21 protein-coding genes and 1 other annotated feature are annotated in these 18965 nt (G+C 37.6%); of the genes, 1 reads left to right on the forward strand and 20 read right to left on the reverse strand.

Annotation, left to right across the window (positions count from 1 at the left end):
- Window position 1: 1 nt before the first annotated feature.
- The 8 genes from KO561_RS19940 to KO561_RS19975 all read right to left on the reverse strand — a co-directional run bounded on the left by KO561_RS19940 (window position 2) and on the right by KO561_RS19975 (window position 6318).
- The gene (locus KO561_RS19940; RefSeq protein ID WP_231095049.1) at window positions 2-1156 is read right to left on the reverse strand and encodes a pyridoxal-phosphate-dependent aminotransferase family protein; all 1155 of its coding nucleotides are present in this window, start codon (window positions 1154-1156) and stop codon (window positions 2-4) included.
- A gap of 97 nt (window positions 1157-1253) precedes the next feature.
- Window positions 1254-1483, reverse strand: a binding site (T-box leader).
- A 217-nt stretch (window positions 1484-1700) separates the two neighbouring features.
- Window positions 1701-1934, reverse strand: coding sequence for a 30S ribosomal protein S18 (gene rpsR / locus KO561_RS19945; protein WP_231095050.1), 234 nt, complete (start codon window positions 1932-1934; stop codon window positions 1701-1703).
- Between the two features lie 20 nt (window positions 1935-1954).
- Window positions 1955-2422, reverse strand: a complete 468-nt coding sequence (ssb, locus tag KO561_RS19950) for a single-stranded DNA-binding protein (RefSeq protein WP_231095051.1) — start codon at window positions 2420-2422, stop codon at window positions 1955-1957.
- Window positions 2423-2434: 12 nt separating this feature from the next.
- Entirely contained in the window at window positions 2435-2725 is a 291-nt protein-coding gene (rpsF, locus tag KO561_RS19955) for a 30S ribosomal protein S6 (RefSeq protein ID WP_231095052.1), read from the reverse strand.
- A gap of 174 nt (window positions 2726-2899) precedes the next feature.
- Entirely contained in the window at window positions 2900-4000 is a 1101-nt protein-coding gene (gene ychF / locus KO561_RS19960; RefSeq protein ID WP_231095053.1) for a redox-regulated ATPase YchF, read from the reverse strand.
- A gap of 176 nt (window positions 4001-4176) precedes the next feature.
- Entirely contained in the window at window positions 4177-4377 is a 201-nt protein-coding gene (locus KO561_RS19965) for a DUF951 domain-containing protein (RefSeq protein WP_231095054.1), read from the reverse strand.
- Between the two features lie 4 nt (window positions 4378-4381).
- Window positions 4382-5296 carry a mechanosensitive ion channel family protein gene (locus KO561_RS19970; protein WP_231095055.1) on the reverse strand — a complete coding sequence of 305 codons (915 nt, stop codon included), beginning with the start codon at window positions 5294-5296 and terminating at the stop codon, window positions 4382-4384.
- Window positions 5293-6318 (reverse strand): YkvI family membrane protein, encoded by a 1026-nt coding sequence (locus KO561_RS19975; RefSeq protein WP_231095056.1) that lies wholly within the window; start codon window positions 6316-6318, stop codon window positions 5293-5295. Before KO561_RS19975 ends, KO561_RS19970 begins: the two co-directional genes overlap by 4 nt.
- A 90-nt stretch (window positions 6319-6408) precedes the next feature.
- Between KO561_RS19975 and yyaC the strand changes: the two genes are divergently transcribed.
- Window positions 6409-7017, forward strand: coding sequence for a spore protease YyaC (yyaC, locus tag KO561_RS19980; protein WP_231095057.1), 609 nt, complete (start codon window positions 6409-6411; stop codon window positions 7015-7017).
- Between the two features lie 346 nt (window positions 7018-7363).
- Here the strand turns inward: yyaC and KO561_RS19985 are convergent, their stop codons facing one another.
- The 12 genes from KO561_RS19985 to rpmH all read right to left on the reverse strand — a co-directional run bounded on the left by KO561_RS19985 (window position 7364) and on the right by rpmH (window position 18392).
- Complete coding sequence (locus KO561_RS19985) at window positions 7364-8068, reverse strand: DUF554 domain-containing protein (protein WP_231095058.1); 705 nt, start codon at window positions 8066-8068, stop codon at window positions 7364-7366.
- 103 nt (window positions 8069-8171) lie between these two features.
- The gene (locus tag KO561_RS19990) at window positions 8172-9020 is read right to left on the reverse strand and encodes a ParB/RepB/Spo0J family partition protein (protein ID WP_231095059.1); all 849 of its coding nucleotides are present in this window, start codon (window positions 9018-9020) and stop codon (window positions 8172-8174) included.
- A complete protein-coding gene (locus tag KO561_RS19995) occupies window positions 8989-9774 on the reverse strand; it encodes a ParA family protein (RefSeq protein ID WP_231095060.1) in 786 nt (261 codons plus the stop codon). Before KO561_RS19995 ends, KO561_RS19990 begins: the two co-directional genes overlap by 32 nt.
- A gap of 174 nt (window positions 9775-9948) precedes the next feature.
- Window positions 9949-10806 (reverse strand): nucleoid occlusion protein, encoded by an 858-nt coding sequence (gene noc, locus KO561_RS20000; RefSeq protein ID WP_231097310.1) that lies wholly within the window; start codon window positions 10804-10806, stop codon window positions 9949-9951.
- A 255-nt stretch (window positions 10807-11061) separates the two neighbouring features.
- On the reverse strand, window positions 11062-11622 hold the full coding sequence (locus KO561_RS20005) for a DEAD/DEAH box helicase family protein (protein WP_231095061.1): 561 nt from the start codon (window positions 11620-11622) through the stop codon (window positions 11062-11064).
- A gap of 127 nt (window positions 11623-11749) precedes the next feature.
- Window positions 11750-12463 (reverse strand): 16S rRNA (guanine(527)-N(7))-methyltransferase RsmG, encoded by a 714-nt coding sequence (gene rsmG / locus KO561_RS20010; RefSeq protein ID WP_231095062.1) that lies wholly within the window; start codon window positions 12461-12463, stop codon window positions 11750-11752.
- A gap of 15 nt (window positions 12464-12478) precedes the next feature.
- On the reverse strand, window positions 12479-14368 hold the full coding sequence (gene mnmG, locus KO561_RS20015) for a tRNA uridine-5-carboxymethylaminomethyl(34) synthesis enzyme MnmG (RefSeq protein WP_231095063.1): 1890 nt from the start codon (window positions 14366-14368) through the stop codon (window positions 12479-12481).
- Window positions 14369-14398: 30 nt separating this feature from the next.
- Window positions 14399-15775, reverse strand: coding sequence for a tRNA uridine-5-carboxymethylaminomethyl(34) synthesis GTPase MnmE (gene mnmE / locus KO561_RS20020; RefSeq protein WP_231095064.1), 1377 nt, complete (start codon window positions 15773-15775; stop codon window positions 14399-14401).
- 302 nt (window positions 15776-16077) lie between these two features.
- Window positions 16078-16692, reverse strand: a complete 615-nt coding sequence (jag, locus tag KO561_RS20025; RefSeq protein WP_231095065.1) for an RNA-binding cell elongation regulator Jag/EloR — start codon at window positions 16690-16692, stop codon at window positions 16078-16080.
- Complete coding sequence (gene spoIIIJ / locus KO561_RS20030) at window positions 16689-17462, reverse strand: YidC family membrane integrase SpoIIIJ (RefSeq protein WP_231095066.1); 774 nt, start codon at window positions 17460-17462, stop codon at window positions 16689-16691. Before spoIIIJ ends, jag begins: the two co-directional genes overlap by 4 nt.
- Window positions 17463-17531: 69 nt before the next feature.
- Window positions 17532-17891, reverse strand: coding sequence for a ribonuclease P protein component (gene rnpA / locus KO561_RS20035; RefSeq protein ID WP_231095067.1), 360 nt, complete (start codon window positions 17889-17891; stop codon window positions 17532-17534).
- A gap of 366 nt (window positions 17892-18257) precedes the next feature.
- Window positions 18258-18392 (reverse strand): 50S ribosomal protein L34, encoded by a 135-nt coding sequence (gene rpmH / locus KO561_RS20040; protein ID WP_069717992.1) that lies wholly within the window; start codon window positions 18390-18392, stop codon window positions 18258-18260.
- Between the last annotated feature and the right edge of the window lie 573 nt (window positions 18393-18965).

The raw sequence follows: 18965 nt of genomic DNA on the forward strand, positions 1-18965 counted from the left end.
TTTATTGAACCCCCTGTAAATAAACCTGTTGTGCCGCAGCGACACCTTTTCCTAACTCAATAGACTTGCCAGCCCGTTGTAGCGATAACTCTAAAATACCGATGATTTGCAACACATCTGCTGGAGAACAATAGCCCATATGACCAATACGGAAAATTTCTCCCTTCATGTGTTGCTGCCCACCAGCAACAGTTAAAGCAAACTCATTATTTAATATTTTTCTTAATCCTTCTGCTTCAAAATCCTCAGGTCGAATGGCGGTCACGGTTGGTGAAGCATCCTCATCCCTTGTTAATAAAGGAATACCAAGTGCTCTTATCGCTTCACGGGTCATGTTCTTCATCAGATTGTGGCGTTGGAATACATGTTGTAATCCTTCTTCCTCAAACAGATGGAGTACCTGTTCTAGACCGAAAAATAGAGATAATGCTGGTGTAAATGGAGTGGAATCGTTTAACAAGTTATCACGATATTTCTTTAAATCTAAATAGAATCTTGATTGTTCATTAGCTTCAATCTTTTCCCATGCTCTTTCACTAGCCGCGATAAACGCTAAGCCTGCAGGAAGCATCATGGCTTTTTGGGAACCTGTAACTAATACGTCAATTCCCCATTCATCCATTTTCGTTTCGACTCCCCCAACGCAAGAAACGCCATCGACCGCAATTAAGGCATCGGAAACGGATCGAACAGCTTCTCCTAGTTTATCAATGGGATTTAGTACACCTGTTGATGTTTCACAGAACGTGGCAAATACGACTTTTATCTCCGGATGCTTTTGAAGGTACTCTTTAACCTCATTTGGGTCAAATGCTTTTCCCCACTCCACATCCATCCGGTGATAGTTAATGTCATATGCTCCACAAATCTTTGTAAAACGATCCCCAAAAGCACCTGTAACGACTACTAAAACTTCTTCTCCTGGTTTAACCGTGTTCACGACGGCCATCTCTAGCCCTGAAGTACCACTTGCACTTACGATCATGACATCTTGCTCTGTCCCAAAGATAGGTTTTAGCTTTGGTCTTATAGAATGAATAAGTTCCTTTGCCTCTTGGCCTCGATGACCAATCATCGTTTGACTCATTGCTCGCTGCACACTAGGGGGAATTGGGCTTGGACCCGGAATCCGTAAAAACTGCTGATCTGCTAACATGAACAAACTCCTCTCGAAATATCAACTTTGTATATGCTTCAATATTACTTCCTACATGAAATGCAAATAAAAAAAACTCCCCACCCCTTACTTCATTGTAAGGGGCGAAAAGTTTAGCTAACTTACGCGGTACCACCCTTTTTCACTGATTCATAATCAATCAGTCTTCATTGTCCCTGATAACGGCTCTTCACCGGACAAGCCTAGTCCACCTGTTTCAGCTTGTCTATTCAGAAGTGCTATTCTTCGGTCCTGCCACTGATTTTCACCATCCATCAGCTCTCTACAGACACGATTCAAAGAACTTATCTTCCTCAACATATTTATGCTTTGTTTTGAATTTTCATTTATCATATCAGAATTATCTTTATTGTCAATATATTTAACAAACTTATTTATATGTAAGCGTTTTTATCTTATAATATATTTGTTTTGTTTGTTTTACGGCAGATTCTATGCTACTTCAAGTGAATAATTATACGATTAAAGACAAAAAAACCTTTCTACCTCTGCACGGATGCAGTAGATAGAAAGGTTTCAAAACTTACTCGCTTACGTATGGTAACAATGCCATTTGACGAGCACGTTTAATTGCGATTGTTAATTTACGTTGATATTTTGCAGAAGTTCCTGTTACACGACGTGGAAGAATTTTTCCACGTTCGGAAACGAAACGTCTTAGAAGATCAACATCTTTGTAGTCAATGTGTGTAATTCCGTTCGCTGTGAAGAAACACACCTTACGACGCTTTGCGCGTCCACCACGACGTCCTGCCATGTTGATTCCCTCCTTTTATTTTAGAATGGTAAATCGTCATCCGATATATCGATTGGCTCCCCGTTATCACGAAACGGATCGTCATCTTGTTTTGCATAATCGTTGTTGTTAGATTGGTTCTGATTTGGTTGGAAACCAGCCGAACCTTGTCCTCCTCCGGAAGAGGCACCTTTTGTTTCTAAGAACTGCACAGAATCCGCTACAACTTCGGTCATGAAGACACGTTTTCCGTCTTGTCCGTCAAAACTTCTTGTTTGAATACGACCATCTACTCCAACTAAGCTTCCTTTACTCATAAAGTTCGCTAGGTTTTCAGCAGGTCTTCTCCAAACAACACAGTTAATGAAATCCGCTTCTCTATTCCCTTGTTGGTTAGAGAAGGGTCTATTGACTGCTAAGGTGAAATTGGCTACAGCTACTCCATTTGGTGTATAGCGTAAGTCCGGATCCTTCGTCAATCTGCCGACGAGTACGACACGATTCAACATCAGAACCACTCCTTATTTTTCGTCTTCGCGAATTGCAATGTGACGAATAATGTCATCAGAGAACTTCGCTTGACGGTCGAATTCATTAATGGCGTTTTCATCGCCTTTAAAGTTAATCAATACATAGATACCATCGCGATAGTCATTGATTTCATAAGCAAGACGTTTCTTACCTACTTCTTCAACTTTTTCGATTTCCGCACCATTGTCAGAAAGGATTTTGTTAAAACGCTCTACTAAAGCAGTTTTCGCTTCCTCTTCGATGTCTGGGCGGACGATGTACATGATTTCATAATTTCTCATCCGTTTTGCACCTCCTTTTGGTCTTAGCGGCCCCTTAACTTAAAAGGAGCAAGGAGTAAATAATCAAGTTAATTACTCACAATGAAGTATTATAGCAAATAAATGAAGCTTTAGCAAGTTAGTTAGTCTTTCCTATTCACTAGTCAACAAAGGGATGAAGAATTCCAGACTTACTTACACATTAAATCGGAAATGCATAACATCTCCATCTTTCACCAAATATTCTTTTCCTTCCAATCGAACCTTCCCTTTTTCTTTTGCCGCATTCATGGAACCTGTCTCGATAAGATCGTCGTACGAAACGGTTTCAGCACGAATAAAGCCTTTTTCAAAATCGGTATGGATGATTCCTGCTGCTTGTGGAGCCTTGATTCCTTTTTTAAAGGTCCATGCTCTCACTTCTTGTTCACCAGCTGTGAAATAGGTAGCTAAACCAAGCATGTGATAAGCAGCTCTGATTAATTGATCTAATCCAGACTCTTTAATTCCGAGCTCTTCTAAAAACATTTCTTTTTCTTCTCCATCAAGCTCGGCAATCTCAGATTCTACCTTTGCACTAATCACAATTACCTCGGAGTTCTCTGTTGCTGCAAACTCTCTCACTAATTTTACGTTTGGATTATCATCGGCTTCTAATAACTCATCTTCTCCGACATTTGCCACGTAAAGTACAGATTTACTTGTTAATAGATGAAGACCTTTTGCTATCTTCATTTGATCGTCTGTGAGTTCTACTGCTCTTGCCGGAATTTCATTTTCAAGAGCTTCCTTTATTTTAGAAAGAACTTCAAACTCTGCTGTTGCTTCTTTGTCTTTTTGTTTCGCTAACTTTTCAACCCGTTGAATTCTTTTCGATACAGATTCCAAGTCCGCCAAAATTAGTTCTAAATTAATCGTTTCAATATCAGAAATCGGATCTACTCTCCCTGATACGTGAGTAATGTTTTCATCCTGAAAACAACGAACAACATGACAAATCGCATCTACTTGTCTGATATGAGATAGGAATTGGTTTCCTAGTCCTTCGCCTTTACTTGCACCTTTTACAATCCCTGCAATATCAGTGAATTCAAAGGCAGTTGGGATTGTTTTTTTCGGTTTGACTAGCTCCGTTAATTTTCCTAGACGGTAATCAGGAACTTCTACAATGCCTACATTGGGATCAATTGTACAAAATGGGTAGTTCGCTGATTCTGCTCCTGCTTGCGTAATTGCGTTAAATAAAGTTGACTTCCCAACGTTTGGTAAACCAACAATTCCTGCTGTTAAAGCCATGATTACTTCCACTCCTTAAGGATTACCGGTCATATGATCGTTTCCGCACTATTATTATAGTATAAATACAACATATCACAAATCCACAAAATGAAGAAACAAGGAAAAATAATCCCTTGTTTTGTAAGATTCATGAATGAACCGTTTCTTTTTTGATTTGTTTCACGTGGAACATTTTAGTTTTGCTCTTCACGTTCCAACACTTTTTTTAGTTTACTAGTGAACTTTTTACGAGGAATTAATACACTATGGCCACAGCCTTCACACTTAATTCGGATATCCATCCCCATCCGGATAATCTTCCATCGATTTTCACCACAAGGATGTGGCTTTTTCATTTGTACCACGTCATTAAGCTGGAAATCTTTCTCGACCATATGGCTACTCACCTTCCTTTACTTCCTGTTCTCTCGCGTACATGACCATTCTTGGATAAGGTATATCAATGTTCTCTTCATCAAATCTTTGTTTGATTTCTTTTCTAATAATACGCGACATTTCCCAATGCGTCATTGGTTGTACTTCTACTGTTATCCGAAGTACGATGTGAGAAGCATCCAGCAATTGTACTCCTAATGATTCTGGAGGACTTACAATTTGCGGATACCTTGCTGGAAGTTTCCTTAAAACCTCCTGGATCAGGTTATCGACTCTTTCTATATCTGTTTCATATGGTACTTTCACATCCACAACAGCAATACTATTATGTATCGAGTAGTTCGTGATTTGTGTAATGTTCCCATTCGGTAGTATATGAAGCTCCCCTGTCCAACTTTTGATCTTTGTTGTACGAAGGCCGATTTCATCTACCTCTCCTTCAATCCCAGATACTTGAACATAGTCCCCAACTGAAAACTGGTCTTCGAAAATAATAAAGAACCCTGTTACTAAATCTTTTACTAAATTTTGCGTTCCAAAACCTATCGCTAATCCAGCAAACCCAGCACCTGCTAAAAGCGCTCCAACTGGGATAGATAATGCCTCTAGTATCATTATAAACGAAGTGAAATAAACAACATAATTAAGAGAATTATGAATGAGTTTTTTCAATGTGTTTTCTCTTCGTTCAGAAATTTTGAACGGTCCTCTTTCCCTTTTTCGAAAAAGCCGGTCAATAATATTCTTCCCTATTTTAATTACTACAGTAGCCATTAAAAAAATGATCAAAATCCGGATAAGGACCTGTCCTATATCTAACCACAACTGTGGTCCGATGATTTTCTCCACAAGTCCATTCCATTCCTTTTGAAAATTCCCTTCTGGTCCTGCTACCACTTCGTACATATATTCTATCATTTTTCTAGCCCTTTGTATCGATTCACAATAGGATATAAAATAATAGATGATAAAACATATAAATTCAGTACTCCATATAGAGGATATAGGTACTCAATTAATGTAGAGAATCCTATATTTGTTAATGGCAGCATTAGTACTACCGTAATTAATGCTAATACCCAAAGTGGTCCTGCTACTAGATTCCGAAGACGTGTCACAAGACCGAGAGTACCCGATACAGCAGTTGTAAAAATCGCTAGCCAGAGCATTGCAGACATAAAAAGAAACATAATATAAGGATAATCCTTTAAGATCGCAAAAAGTGGAATCTCATATAAAAGAACCGCATCTGAAATCTGAACTAAACTATTGTTATAAATGTAGGAAATAACCCCGAGAATCGCCCCACTACCGAGGCTTGCAATCCATATCTCTCCCTTCCCTTTAACTTGATCACCAATCGCCCCCAACACCGCAATTAGTGGCAAAATATTAAGTGCGGTAAATGGAAATGCGGCTGTCCAGTTTCGTTGGTGCGCTAAATCAGGAAAAAAGGACAGTTGATTTTGTAAGGAAAAAATCACGAGTACACTCAAAAGACCTACAATAAGCAATGGAAGAATAAAACTATTCATGGATAGTACGCCATTTAAATCCTTCACAAAAACGAGTACGAGGGGGATAGCTATCACTACAATTCCAAACCAGTTCGGTAAATCAAAAGCATGTAATGTTGCCCCACTTCCCGCAAGCATAATAACTGTAGTCGAAAATAAGTAAAGTAAAATCATGCCATCATATACAACACTCAGTTTCTTCCCAACGATTTTCTCTAAGACAGGTATGTAGTGAGAAGATTTATGTTCATAACTAATCCTTAATATAACATAGCAGCTTAATGTAAAGAGAATAGTGAACAGCAAGATAGCCAGTCCACTTTCTTCCCCAAAAAATTGCCAAAGTTCTCTACCGGAAGCATACCCTGCTCCAATCATTGTTCCAATTATTAAAAACATCCATTTAAATCCAGAATTCCACATAACGTTCCTCCAGTTAAATTAATTTCTTCGATGTATAGAAGCTCTCAAAAATTCGTATACTATAACGAATATGTCACTGGAGGATAAGCTATGAATCTAATGAAGAGATTTTCGAAAAATAAAAGGGTCGTGTTCTCTAATGACGATTCCTCGTTCTCCCTTACCATGGCTAAAACCATTCATCAATGGCGTGAAAATAAGACAACAGAGGTTGTACTCATTTGCATCGGTACAGATCGTTCAACAGGAGACTCTTTAGGGCCTCTAACAGGCACGTTACTGCTTGAGCAAGGTGTTAAGCATCTAACAGTCTATGGCACCTTAGAAAACCCTGTACATGCCGTTAATTTAAAGGAAACGCTAAATCATATCAAAGAAAAGCACCCATCCTCTTTTCTTATTGCTGTCGACGCTTGTCTAGGAAAAAAACAGTCTATTGGACAAATCATTACAGGTGTTGGTTCCATGAAACCAGGAGCTGCCTTAAAGAAGGATCTCCCTGAGGTTGGAGATGTGTACATATCTGGCGTTGTAAATATTGGGGGGTATATGGACTTTCTTGTCTTACAGAACACTAGACTTCACCAAGTACGAGAGATGTCCCAAAAAATTGCAAAAGGCCTTACCTATTTAGACCATCTACTCGCATTAGAAATCCAATTACAAAAGAAACAAGTATCTACTAAAGAAACTCCTTAATGCACTTATAGAGATGCTTGAGATAAAGTGTTTTAATCATAATAAGATCCGAACGATGGTTCGATACTCTTTAATTAGAATTCGAATCCGTTCGGATTTTTTAGGGTAATTTTGTTACTTTTGTTGCTAATAATATAGATAGTCACTAATAGTCACTCTTTTAGATTGTTTATCAAGTCGACTGCAAATCCTGCCCTCCAGCAGCATAGTTTAAACTCAACCTATAGTGATTAATGTTTTCGTCGCAATTTATATCAATATAAATCAAAATATCTAACCATTGATATTAATATGATAATCACTCATTCGTTTTTAGAATAGAAAGTTATAGTTTTGCCCTGCCTTTTTAAAACCAAGCTTGATAGATTGCTATAAATAGAGCGACAGTAACGAGAGAAGGTAATAGATTCGCAACTTTTATATCTGTAACTTTTAATAGATTTAAACCTATCGCAACAATTAACAAACCACCTGTAGCTGTCATTTCAATGATGAACATGTCCATATACGCTTCTGGTAGCATACTTTGAATGTTTTTTGCCAGTAAAGCAATGGTGCCTTGATAAAGGATAACCGGAACAACGGATAATACTACACCAAACCCAAGAGTGGTCGTTAGTACTAAGGCAACAAATCCATCTAGAATGCCTTTTGTGATTAATACCTCATGGTCTCCTCTTATACCACTGTCTAACGCACCAATTACAGCCATCGCCCCTACTACAAATATGAGGGACGCAGTAATGAATCCCTGTGCTACACTTACTTCACTTTTCGGTTTGAACTTGGATTCCACCCATTGGCCAAAACGATTTAGATTATGATCTAAGTTTAGGATTTCTCCCAATATAGCACCTGTGAGTAGACTTAACAGAACGATAACAATATTCTCCGTTTTAATTGCCATTTGAAGTCCAATTAATAGAACAGCTAATCCAATCCCATTCATTATCGTTTGTTTCATTCTTTCAGGTATCTTTGTAAAAAATAATCCAACTACAGTACCTAGTATGATACATGCTCCATTTATTAATGTCCCTAACAATGCCATGTCTACAACTCCAATAATTAATAATTGTTTCACGTGAAACATTTAAAAAATAACAAAGAAAAAGCCTGACTTTATTGATTGTACAATAAAGTCAGACAGAATCCTACGAATGAAATAAATCTAATATTCGTTCTAAATCATCATCAGAGAAAAACTCTATTTCGATCTTCCCTTTTCGTTTTCCTTTATGGATCGTAACACTTGTTCCAAGGTGATCCCTAAGTATGTTTTCTCTTTCAACAAGAAAGATATCCTTTTTAATTTTATCCTTCTTTTTCTTTTCTTGTGGAGCATTTTCATTAATTGCTGTAATTAACTGCTCGACTTGTCGTACATTTAAGCCTTCTTTTCTTATCTTATCTACGACTTTTTCTACTTTAGATTTATCTTTTAATCCTAATAATGCTCTTCCGTGTCCCATGGATAGCTCTCCACTATTAATTAGAGCACTTACTTGATCTGGCAAGGTTAACAGGCGAACCAAGTTAGCGATGTGTGGGCGACTTTTCCCAAGTCGTTTCGCAAGTTCTTCCTGGGTAACGTTTAATTCTTTCATCAGATTGGAATAGGCGTAGGCTTCTTCAATTGGTGTTAAATCCTCCCTTTGAAGATTTTCCAATAAAGCAAGCTCCATCATATTCTCATCCGTCAATTCTTTCACAATTACCGGGATTTTCTCTAATCCTGCTTCTTTTGCAGCACGGAATCTTCTTTCCCCAACGACAATTTCATATCCTTTTATGCTTTTTCGTACGATCAATGGCTGAAGTATTCCATGCTGTACAATGGATTCCTTTAATTCCTCAATCGCGTCTGCATGAAAGGTTTTTCTCGGTTGATATGGATTTGGTCGACATTCCTTAACAGGTACTTCTTGAACCAGCGCTTCATCAACGGATTCTAGCTCAGGAAAAAATGCATTAATACCTTTCCCCAACCCTCTCGCTACCATTGGCGATCACTTCCTTTGCTAATTCTAAATATACTTCGGCACCGCGGGATTTTGGATCATACAAAATGATAGGTTGTCCGTGACTTGGTGCTTCACCCAGCCTTATATTTCTTGGAATGATAGATTGATAAACTTTGTCTTGAAAATATTTTTTAACTTCTTCTATTACTTGGATACCTAGATTCGTTCTAGCATCTAACATCGTTAATAAAACACCTTCAATCATAAGCTGTTTATTTAGATGTTTTTGAACTAAACGAATGGTATTAAGAAGCTGACTCAGCCCTTCTAGCGCATAATACTCACATTGAACTGGGATTAGGACCGTATCTGCTGCCGTTAAGGAGTTAATTGTCAGTAATCCCAATGATGGAGGACAATCGATGATAACAAATTCATAATTATCTCTTATGCTATCGATTGCTTTTTTCAAGCGAACCTCTCTAGAAATAGTAGGTACTAACTCTATTTCCGCCCCAGCTAATTGAATGGTTGCAGGGATAATATCCAAATTTTCAACGGATGTAGGAACACACACTTTTTCAGCTTCTAAATCCTCTACTAAAACATTATAGATACACTGATCCATATCTGCTTTATTAATCCCTACTCCACTCGTTGCATTGCCCTGTGGATCTATATCTACGAGGAGTACTTTATGATTTAAATATGCTAAACAGGAACTAAGGTTCACTGCTGATGTCGTTTTTCCTACGCCACCCTTTTGATTTGCAATGGCGATTACTTTTCCCATGGTGTCACCTACCTAAATAACTTTACTTTTTATTTTATCACTTTTTTATGGATTTGGTCGATTTTTCTTCAAAATAATAAAAACTATACTTTTCTACTAGCTATATTTGATTATTTATTCAGAAGAAGTGCAAAAAAGGACCCATCTTAGTTGTAAAGATGGGACAACTGCATATTATGTTTTTTTCTTTGGTATTTTTATTGTGATTTGATAGTAATCATCATAGTCTTCTTCATCTGTTTCCAAGTCAATACCTGTATCCGAGACCATGTTCAATGACTGTCTGATTGTATTCATTGCAATTCTCATATCTTTGTTAAAGCCTTTTAGCTTTGGCTTTTTCTTTTTCGGTTTATCTTCAAACAGCTTCGCGATTCGCTCCTCTGTTTGTTTTACATTTAGTTCTTTTTCAAGAATGTCTTGTAAGATTTTCACTTGTGTTTCAGGATCTTTTAAAACGATAAGTGCTCTAGCGTGTCGTTCTGTTATTTTCTTTTCTAGTAAAGCGTTTTGTACTTCTTCTGGTAATTTTAGAAGTCGCATTTTATTTGCGATAGTAGATTGGCTTTTCCCTAATCTTTGTGCTAAAGCTTCCTGTGTCAAACCATGTAATTCTAATAGCCTTCCATATGCCATCGCTTCTTCTATAACCGTTAATTCTTCTCTTTGCAGGTTTTCAATAAGCGCAACAGAAGCTGTTTCAGTATCGGTCATATTACGAATGATAGCTGGGACTGTTTCCCATTCCAAGTATTGAACGGCTCTCCATCTTCGTTCCCCTGCAATCAATTCATACCCTTCGTTTTCTTGACTAATTTTCCTTACAACGATTGGTTGAATGATTCCGTGAGTTCGAATCGTTTGAGCTAATTCTGAAATTTTCTCCTCACTAAAAACAGATCTTGGTTGGAACCGGTTGGGTTCAATTTCACGAACAGGAATATGAATTACCTCATCCGGATGATAATCATTTTTGTCTTCTACTTCTGATTTATCACCAGTGCCGAATAAACGACCAAAAGGGTGTTTCATCATTAGACACCACCTTATTAACAATCCTAATCTAAGTACTTTTAAAATTGTTTCACGTGAAACATTATGTTTGGAAACAAGTTAAATTTACGTTTCTTCCTAAAAAGAAAGTCTATCAAAAAAAAGAAGTGTAAAAATAGATTAGAAGAATCAAATAATTTCACTTCCTTATTTTATCATATATATAGGTATAAAAGTAATTGATTCGTTTACAAAAAGTATTATTCTAGGTAAAATTTCGTAGCTATATACATCCTATAGTAGAAACTTATCTTTAATTTGTAAAGCAACTTCTTTAGCTGATAGATTCGTATTATTGATTCTTACGTAATTAGTATATTGAATTTCACCAGAAAGAGAATGAAGTCGGTGCTTCTCCATTGTTTCTTTCAAATTTCGTTCAGATTGTTCCACGTTCTGTTTCGTTGGCTTTTCCTTTAGTCTAAGGTCCGTTTTATTCCGGGCTAGTCTTTCCTTTATATCGGCTTGTAACTCAACCATATAGACCTCAGCACCATTTGACTCAAAAATTTCACATACTTCATTTACGAAATCCCAATCGGCCTTTTGATCAAAGGCCCATACATAAGTAAAGATAAGTCCGTCTAAATCACTTTTTGCCACTTCTTTAAAAATTTCAACCCGAAATAAATGAACTAACTTCCAAAAGGAGGCGGAGTCAAAGTCAAAGAAACGATGGATTAAATCAATCGTCATATGGTTATGAAATAGTTTTAATTCTGTTACTTTTTCTAATTCTTGGCCGACGGTCATTTTACCAACTGCCTGCGGGCCGAAAAGTAATATAAATTTCATGGGAATCCTCCTTAATTTCCATTTATTTGGTAATCAGTAAACCAATAATGCTCTCTATATACGTTCTTCCTTATTGCGTAAACAAAAACCTCCTTTTTCATTCATCTTGAAAAAGGAGGCCATCCATTTATAAAGGCTGCTTATTTGGTACACCTGGTTTTCGTGGGAACTTTTTTGGTGTTTTCTTTGTTTTTTGGATAATCGCGATATTTCTTTCTCCGTTTTCTTCTGGAAGCTGGAAGGTCTCTACCCTTTCAAGCTTACCACCTAACAATTCAAAAGCGCTTTGTGATTCAGCAATCTCTTGCTGAATATTTGGTCCTTTCATAGCAATAAAAGAACCTTCTTTTTTAGAAAGTGGCAGACATAATTCCGATAGAACGGATAATCGTGCAACCGCTCTTGCCATGACAACATCAAACGACTCTCTAAACTTATCATTTTTGCCAAAAAGCTCTGCACGATCATGGTAAAAAGCTACTTGGTCCAACTCTAACTGGTCAGCAAGATGGTTTAAAAACGTAATCCGCTTCTGAAGGGAGTCCACAATCGTAACTTTTAATTCTGGAAACAGTATTTTTAATGGTAAACTTGGAAATCCAGCTCCGGCTCCGACATCACATACATGAAGAGGACGATTAAAATCAAAATAAAACCCAGCAGAAATGGAATCAAAGAAGTGCTTCGCATAAACTTCTTCTTCATCCGTTATCGCCGTTAAGTTCATTTTTTCGTTCCATTCCACTAGTGTTTCATAGTATAAGTGAAATTGTTGTTGTTGTTTCGGACTTACTTCTAAGCCTTGTTGCTTTAATTCATCTAGAAAGGTTTCTATTTTCATAAGCTATTCCTTTCTTTACTCATTAGATACTTTTGCAATACTGCCTTGTTCAATATATACAAGTAAGATCGATACGTCTGCTGGGTTTACCCCCGAAATTCTGGATGCTTGCCCTACAGATAAAGGTCGAACTTTTTTCAGCTTCTCTCTTGCCTCAGTCGCAATACCGCCAATAGCATCATAATCGATATCTTCCGGAATTTTTTTATCTTCCATCTTCTTCATACGTTCAACTTGCTGATTTGATTTTTCAATATAACCTTGATACTTTACTTGAATTTCCACTTGCTCTTTTATTTCCATTGGAAGATCGATTTCGGAAGCCGTTATACGCTCAATCATTTCATATTTGATTTCTGGTCTTCTTAACAATTCATAAGCTTTTGTAGGCTCTTTTAACAGTGCAGCTCCAGCTTCCTCCATGATAGCCAATACCTTTTCCTCTGGCTTAATTGTTTCTTTTTGTAGGCGCTTTTTCTCTTCTTCTATTAACCGTTTCTTTTCTTGGAATCTTTCGTACCGACCTTCACTAATCATGCCTATTGCATAGCCAAGTTCTGTTAATCGTAAGTCGGCATTGTCATGACGAAGTAGTAAGCGATATTCAGCTCTTGATGTAAGCAAACGATATGGTTCATTTGTTCCTTTTGTGACTAAGTCATCAATTAAAACGCCAATGTAGCCTTGAGAACGGTCTAGAATAACAGAATCTTTCCCAAGTGCTTTCGATGCAGCGTTGATACCTGCCATAATTCCTTGTCCAGCCGCTTCTTCATAGCCAGATGTTCCGTTAATTTGACCAGCAGTAAAGAGACCTGGGATTTTTTTCGTCTCTAGAGTCGGCCATAGTTGTGTTGGTACCATAGCATCATATTCAATCGCATACCCCGCTCTCATAATCTCGGCATTTTCTAATCCCTCAATGGAACGAAGCATTTCTCGTTGAACAAACTCAGGCAAGGATGTCGATAAGCCTTGGACATACACTTCTTCTGTATTCCGTCCTTCAGGTTCTAAGAAAATTTGATGACGTGGTTTATCATTAAAGCGAACTACTTTATCTTCAATAGAAGGACAATATCTAGGCCCAGTTCCTTTGATCATGCCAGAGTACATGGCGGATAAGCTTAAATTCTCATCAATAATTTTATGTGTGAATTCATTCGTGTACGTCAACCAGCATGGAATTTGATCTGTAATAAATTCGGTTGTTTCATAAGAAAAGGCTCTAGGTTGTTCATCACCTGGTTGTATTTCCGTTTTGGAATAGTCAATTGTGTGACTATTTACACGAGGTGGTGTACCTGTTTTGAATCGAACGAGTTCAAAACCAAGTTCTTCTAAGTGTTCGGAGAGCTTGACGGATGCACGTTGATTATTCGGTCCACTCTCATAGGAAAGATCTCCAATAATAACGCGACCGCGCATAAAGGTTCCCGTTGTAATAACGACAGATTTTGCGCGATACACTGCTTTTGTTTCGGTAATAACCCCTTTACATTCTCCATCTTCTATTAATAATTCATTTACCATTCCTTGACGCATCGTTAAATGAGGCTCATTTTCTAAAAGTTGCTTCATTTCCTGAATGTATAAAGGTTTGTCTGCTTGAGCACGTAATGCTCGAACAGCAGGTCCTTTCCCTGTATTTAACATACGCATTTGAATATGCGTTTTATCAATCACTCGCCCCATTAATCCACCTAATGCATCTATCTCCCGAACCACTACCCCTTTAGCTGGGCCACCTACAGAGGGGTTACATGGCATGAAGGCTACCATATCTAGGTTTAAAGACAGCATTAACGTTTTTGCCCCACGTTTTGCTGAAGCATAAGCTGCTTCCACTCCAGCGTGACCAGCTCCGATGACAATGACGTCATACGTACCTGCTTCATATGTCATGTTTCATTCTCCTTTTTCCAAAATCTCTACTTATTTACCAAGACAGAACTGAGAGAATAATTGGTCGATCAGACTTTCATGCACCGTATCCCCAATAATTTCCCCAAGCAGCTCCCACGTTCTCGTTACATCGATCTGAACAAGATCAATTGGCATATCATTTTCCATGCCCATCATGGCATCTTCTAAGGCTTGAAGCGATTGTTTGAGAAGCTGAATATGTCTCACATTCGATACATACGTTAAGTCTCCCGCATCCAAGTCGCCTTCAAAAAAAGTTTGTGCGATGGCTGCTTCTAATTCATCAATTCCTTTTTCCTCAATTAAAGATGTCGATATAATGGGATTTCCTTCTGCTAATGCTTCCACTTTTTCTAAATCGATCTTTCGTGGTAAATCTGTTTTATTTAAAATAATAATTTTATCTAATCCTTCTGCTGCTTTAAACAGTTGAGTATCTTCTTCTGTAAGTTTATCACTATAGTTCAAAACAAAAAGAATTAAATCTGATTCCTTTAGTACTTTCCTAGATCGTTCAACACCAATTCGTTCCACAATATCCTCTGTTTCTCGAATACCAGCTGTATCCACAAGTCGTAACGGAACTCCCCGAACATTCACATATTCTTCAATCGTATCTCTAGTAGTCCCTGGAATATCTGTTACAATGGCTTTATTTTCGTGTACAAGGGCATTCATCAGAGAAGATTTTCCTACATTCGGTCTCCCTATAATAGCCGTGGCTAATCCTTCTCTCAATATTTTGCCCTGTTTCGCCATTTGTAATAATCGCTCAATCTCTTCATACACTTCTTTTGTCTTTACTTTCATCATTTCATGAGACATTTCTTCCACATCATCATATTCCGGGTAATCAATATTTACTTCTACGTGCGCTACTGTCTCTAACAGCTTTTGCCTTAGGCTTTGAATTAAACCGGATAAACGTCCGTCCATTTGCTTTAAAGCTACATTCATCGCTCGGTCGGTCTTCGCTCGAATTAAGTCCATAACTGCTTCGGCTTGAGATAAATCGATTCTCCCATTTAGGAAGGCTCTTTTGGTAAATTCTCCTGGCTCCGCAAGTCTTGCCCCGTTTGCTACCACAATTTCTAATACCCTATTTACAGATACTAGACCACCATGACAATTTATTTCTACTACATCTTCACGGGTAAAAGTTTTCGGACCTTTCATAACCGTTACCATAACTTCTTCAGCTATTTCATTCGTACTCGGATCTATTAACTTCCCATAATGAATCGTATGTGAATCGACATCTGTCAACCTTCTCCCGTCAAACAGCCGGGTTGCAATTGTAATGGCTTCTGGCCCACTCAGCCTAACAATCGCAATTGCTCCTTCACCAATCGGAGTAGATATCGCCGTTATTGTATCTGTTTCCATTCCCTTCACCCCCACAAACCTAATCTTTATCTATCTTAATTTTACTCGTTATAAACAATTTTTTGTCACTAACTTCATAGAATACCACAAGTCACCCTATTTTGAAAGATATCCACAACAGCCATCCAACCTGCATTTTTGATTATTATCCACATGTGAATATTTTTTGTGTTTTTATGTTATCCACACTTCGTTTTTTCAATCTTAATAAGAAGGCATTATCCACAATCCACACCAGGCAAATTTTATAATTTCCTAGACAAAAAAAACTCCCCTAAGGGAGTTTTCAAATATCATGTCTATTAAGAATGAATAACTACGTGACGGTTCGGTTCCTTTCCTTCTGATGAAGTCGAAATGTCCGTCCGGTCCTGTAGAGCTGTATGAATCACCTTTCTTTCAAAGGATGGCATCGGCTCTAATGCTACAGGACGTCTTGTTGAAATAGCTTTTTCCGCCATTCGGTTTGCTAATGTTTCCAATGTTTGCTTTCTTCGATCTCGATAGCCTTCCGCGTCAACAACTACCGTATAATAATCCTTGGCATTTCGATTCACGATTAATTGTAACAAGTACTGAATGCCGTTAAGGGTTTGTCCCCTTTTACCGATCAATAAAGCAATTTTTTCACCGGATAGGTCAAAAGTTATGGTATTTTGTTCCGTCGTTGTTTTTATCTCTACCTCAACACCCATATGTTGGGCAATCTCTTCTAGATACGTTTCGGAAATTTTTAAATGACTAGGAGCTAAAGTGACTTTGACGATTGCTCGTTTAGAACCAAACAATCCTAAAATCCCTTTCTTTCCTTCGTCAATGATTTCAATATTCGCTTGGTCCCTCGTTGTGTTTAACTGCTGTAATGCTGATTGGACCGCATCTTCAACTGTTTGACCAGTAGCAGTTATCTGTCTCACTTCTCGCTTCCTCCCACATCTTTCATCATTGGTTTTCTAATAAATATGGTCTGAGCAACCATAAAGATGTTACCTACTACCCAGTAAAGTGCTAGGGCAGATGGGAAAAAGATTGCAGTTACACCAATCATAATTGGCATCATGTACAACATCATTGTCATCTGTGGCATCATGTTATTACTTTGGTTAGACATGCCTGCCATCATAAGCTTTTGTTGGAGGAATGTAGCAGCCGCAGCAACAATCGGTAATATGAAATAAGGATCAGGTTGTCCCAATTGGAACCATAAGAAATCATGTTTTTCAATTTCGGCCGTTCTCATTATTGCGTGATAAAACGCAATCAGTATCGGCATTTGAACCAAAATCGGTAAACAACCAGCCATTGGGTTTACACCATTTTTTTGGAATAAATTCATCGTTTCTTGCTGTAGTTTTTGTTGTGTTTTAGCATCTTTAGAACTGTACTTTTGTTGAAGTTCTTTTAGCTGGGGTTGAATTTCTTGCATACCCTTTGAGCTTTTTAATTGTTTAATGTTTAATGGCAACAATACTAATCGAATAAGTACGGTAACGATTACAATCGATAACCCGTAATTCTCACTGAATAATTCAGCAAAATAGGTGATTAACCATGATAAGGGATAAACAAAATATTCATCCCAAATCCCTGTGCTTTCACTAGTAATGTCTTCGTTAATCTGTCCGCAACCTGCTAGTAGTACTAACAATCCAATTAAGGTCGCTGTCAGGATGACCTTTTTGCGCAATGTTCTTCCTCCTTACTTCCTAAAAAGCTAACTGTTGTATGTATTCTATCATTAAATAGAGGTATGGTTCTATTTTTTATCTCTACTTTTTTTATATAATATTTTTGATTTTGATAAAACATGCATCAAACTACTTTTTACTTGATGAAAATCCATCTCTAAAACCGGTTTTCTAGCAATAATGACTAAGTCATATTTAGGATGGACTTGATCCTCAAGTTCTAGAAAGGCCTGTCTTAAGTACCTTTTAATTTGATTTCTTTCTACGGCATTTCCTACTTTTTTGCTTACCGACAAACCAATCCGAAAATGCTCTTGATCTTCTTTTGGTAAATAGTAAAGAACCAGCTGGCGATTCGCAAAGGACTTACCTTTCTTAAAGACCAGCTGAAATTCTTCATTCTTTTTCATTCGATATGCCTTTTTCATGGGAAGATTCCCTCCAAATCCATGAGAATACAACCCTTGTCACCCAACTGGATTAAAGGTATTTCATCATTTTACTATCTTCTATATAGAAGGGACCCGCTTCCGGATCCCCATCAATTGTTTTGCAGCAAATTCATCGTATGCTGATTTAGACTAAGGGTTCCTCAAAAGTTTCTACCTAGCCCAACAATTTATACTTTGCTTACGTTAAAGAAAACTTGGCAAAGCCAAGCCTTCAGGCGCAGGTTGCGCCAAAGCCCGCCCTTATCTATTTTCCTAATCCTGTCTTCTACGTCGAATGAACTTCTTCGCTGACAGGATATACGTTCTAATAAGGTAAAAAGACCACTGACATTGTTCAGTGGCCTATGCAGATAATACTTTTCTTCCTTTACGACGACGACGAGCTAAAACTTTTCTTCCGTTTTTAGTGCTCATGCGTGAACGAAAACCATGTACTTTTTTACGTTTACGATTATTAGGTTGAAATGTACGTTTCATTTATATACACCTCCCTGAGGAATTAAAAATCAATATAAAAGACAGTCCAATATATTATAAGTAAAACCCTATCCTCATGTCAACTGGGTTTCAAGGATCGCTCATTTCTTTTCATTCATCCACAGATATCCACAGCCCATGTTTATAGTTCTTTTATCCACATTCGACTTTGCCCAACACTTATCGACAAATTAATAACAAAATATAGTATTGTGGATAGTTTCTGTCTACAACCTGTAGTTAATGTGGATAACTGTCGAAAAACCGTTGCAACATCAGCATTTATTTGATATTATATTTGTGTTTTAACAGTGAAAAAACCTCATCCATTTATATAATTATCCACAAACTGTGGATAACGTGTGGACATATACACACAACCCTGTTTATGATGTTATCAACAAACCTGTGGAAAATAGTTATAAATGGATTCAACCCTATTATTTATTATATAATCTTATCCACATTGTTTTTTCGTAGGTACCTTTCGATCTTTCTACTATTATTTCTTTCGAAAGATGGCGAGAGGTTTTTTATTTCCTATACTTAACTAGCGAAAGGGGTGTCTCTCGA

It is taken from the genome of Radiobacillus kanasensis (assembly GCF_021049245.1).
Taxonomy (GTDB): Bacteria; Bacillota; Bacilli; order Bacillales; family Amphibacillaceae; genus Radiobacillus; species Radiobacillus kanasensis.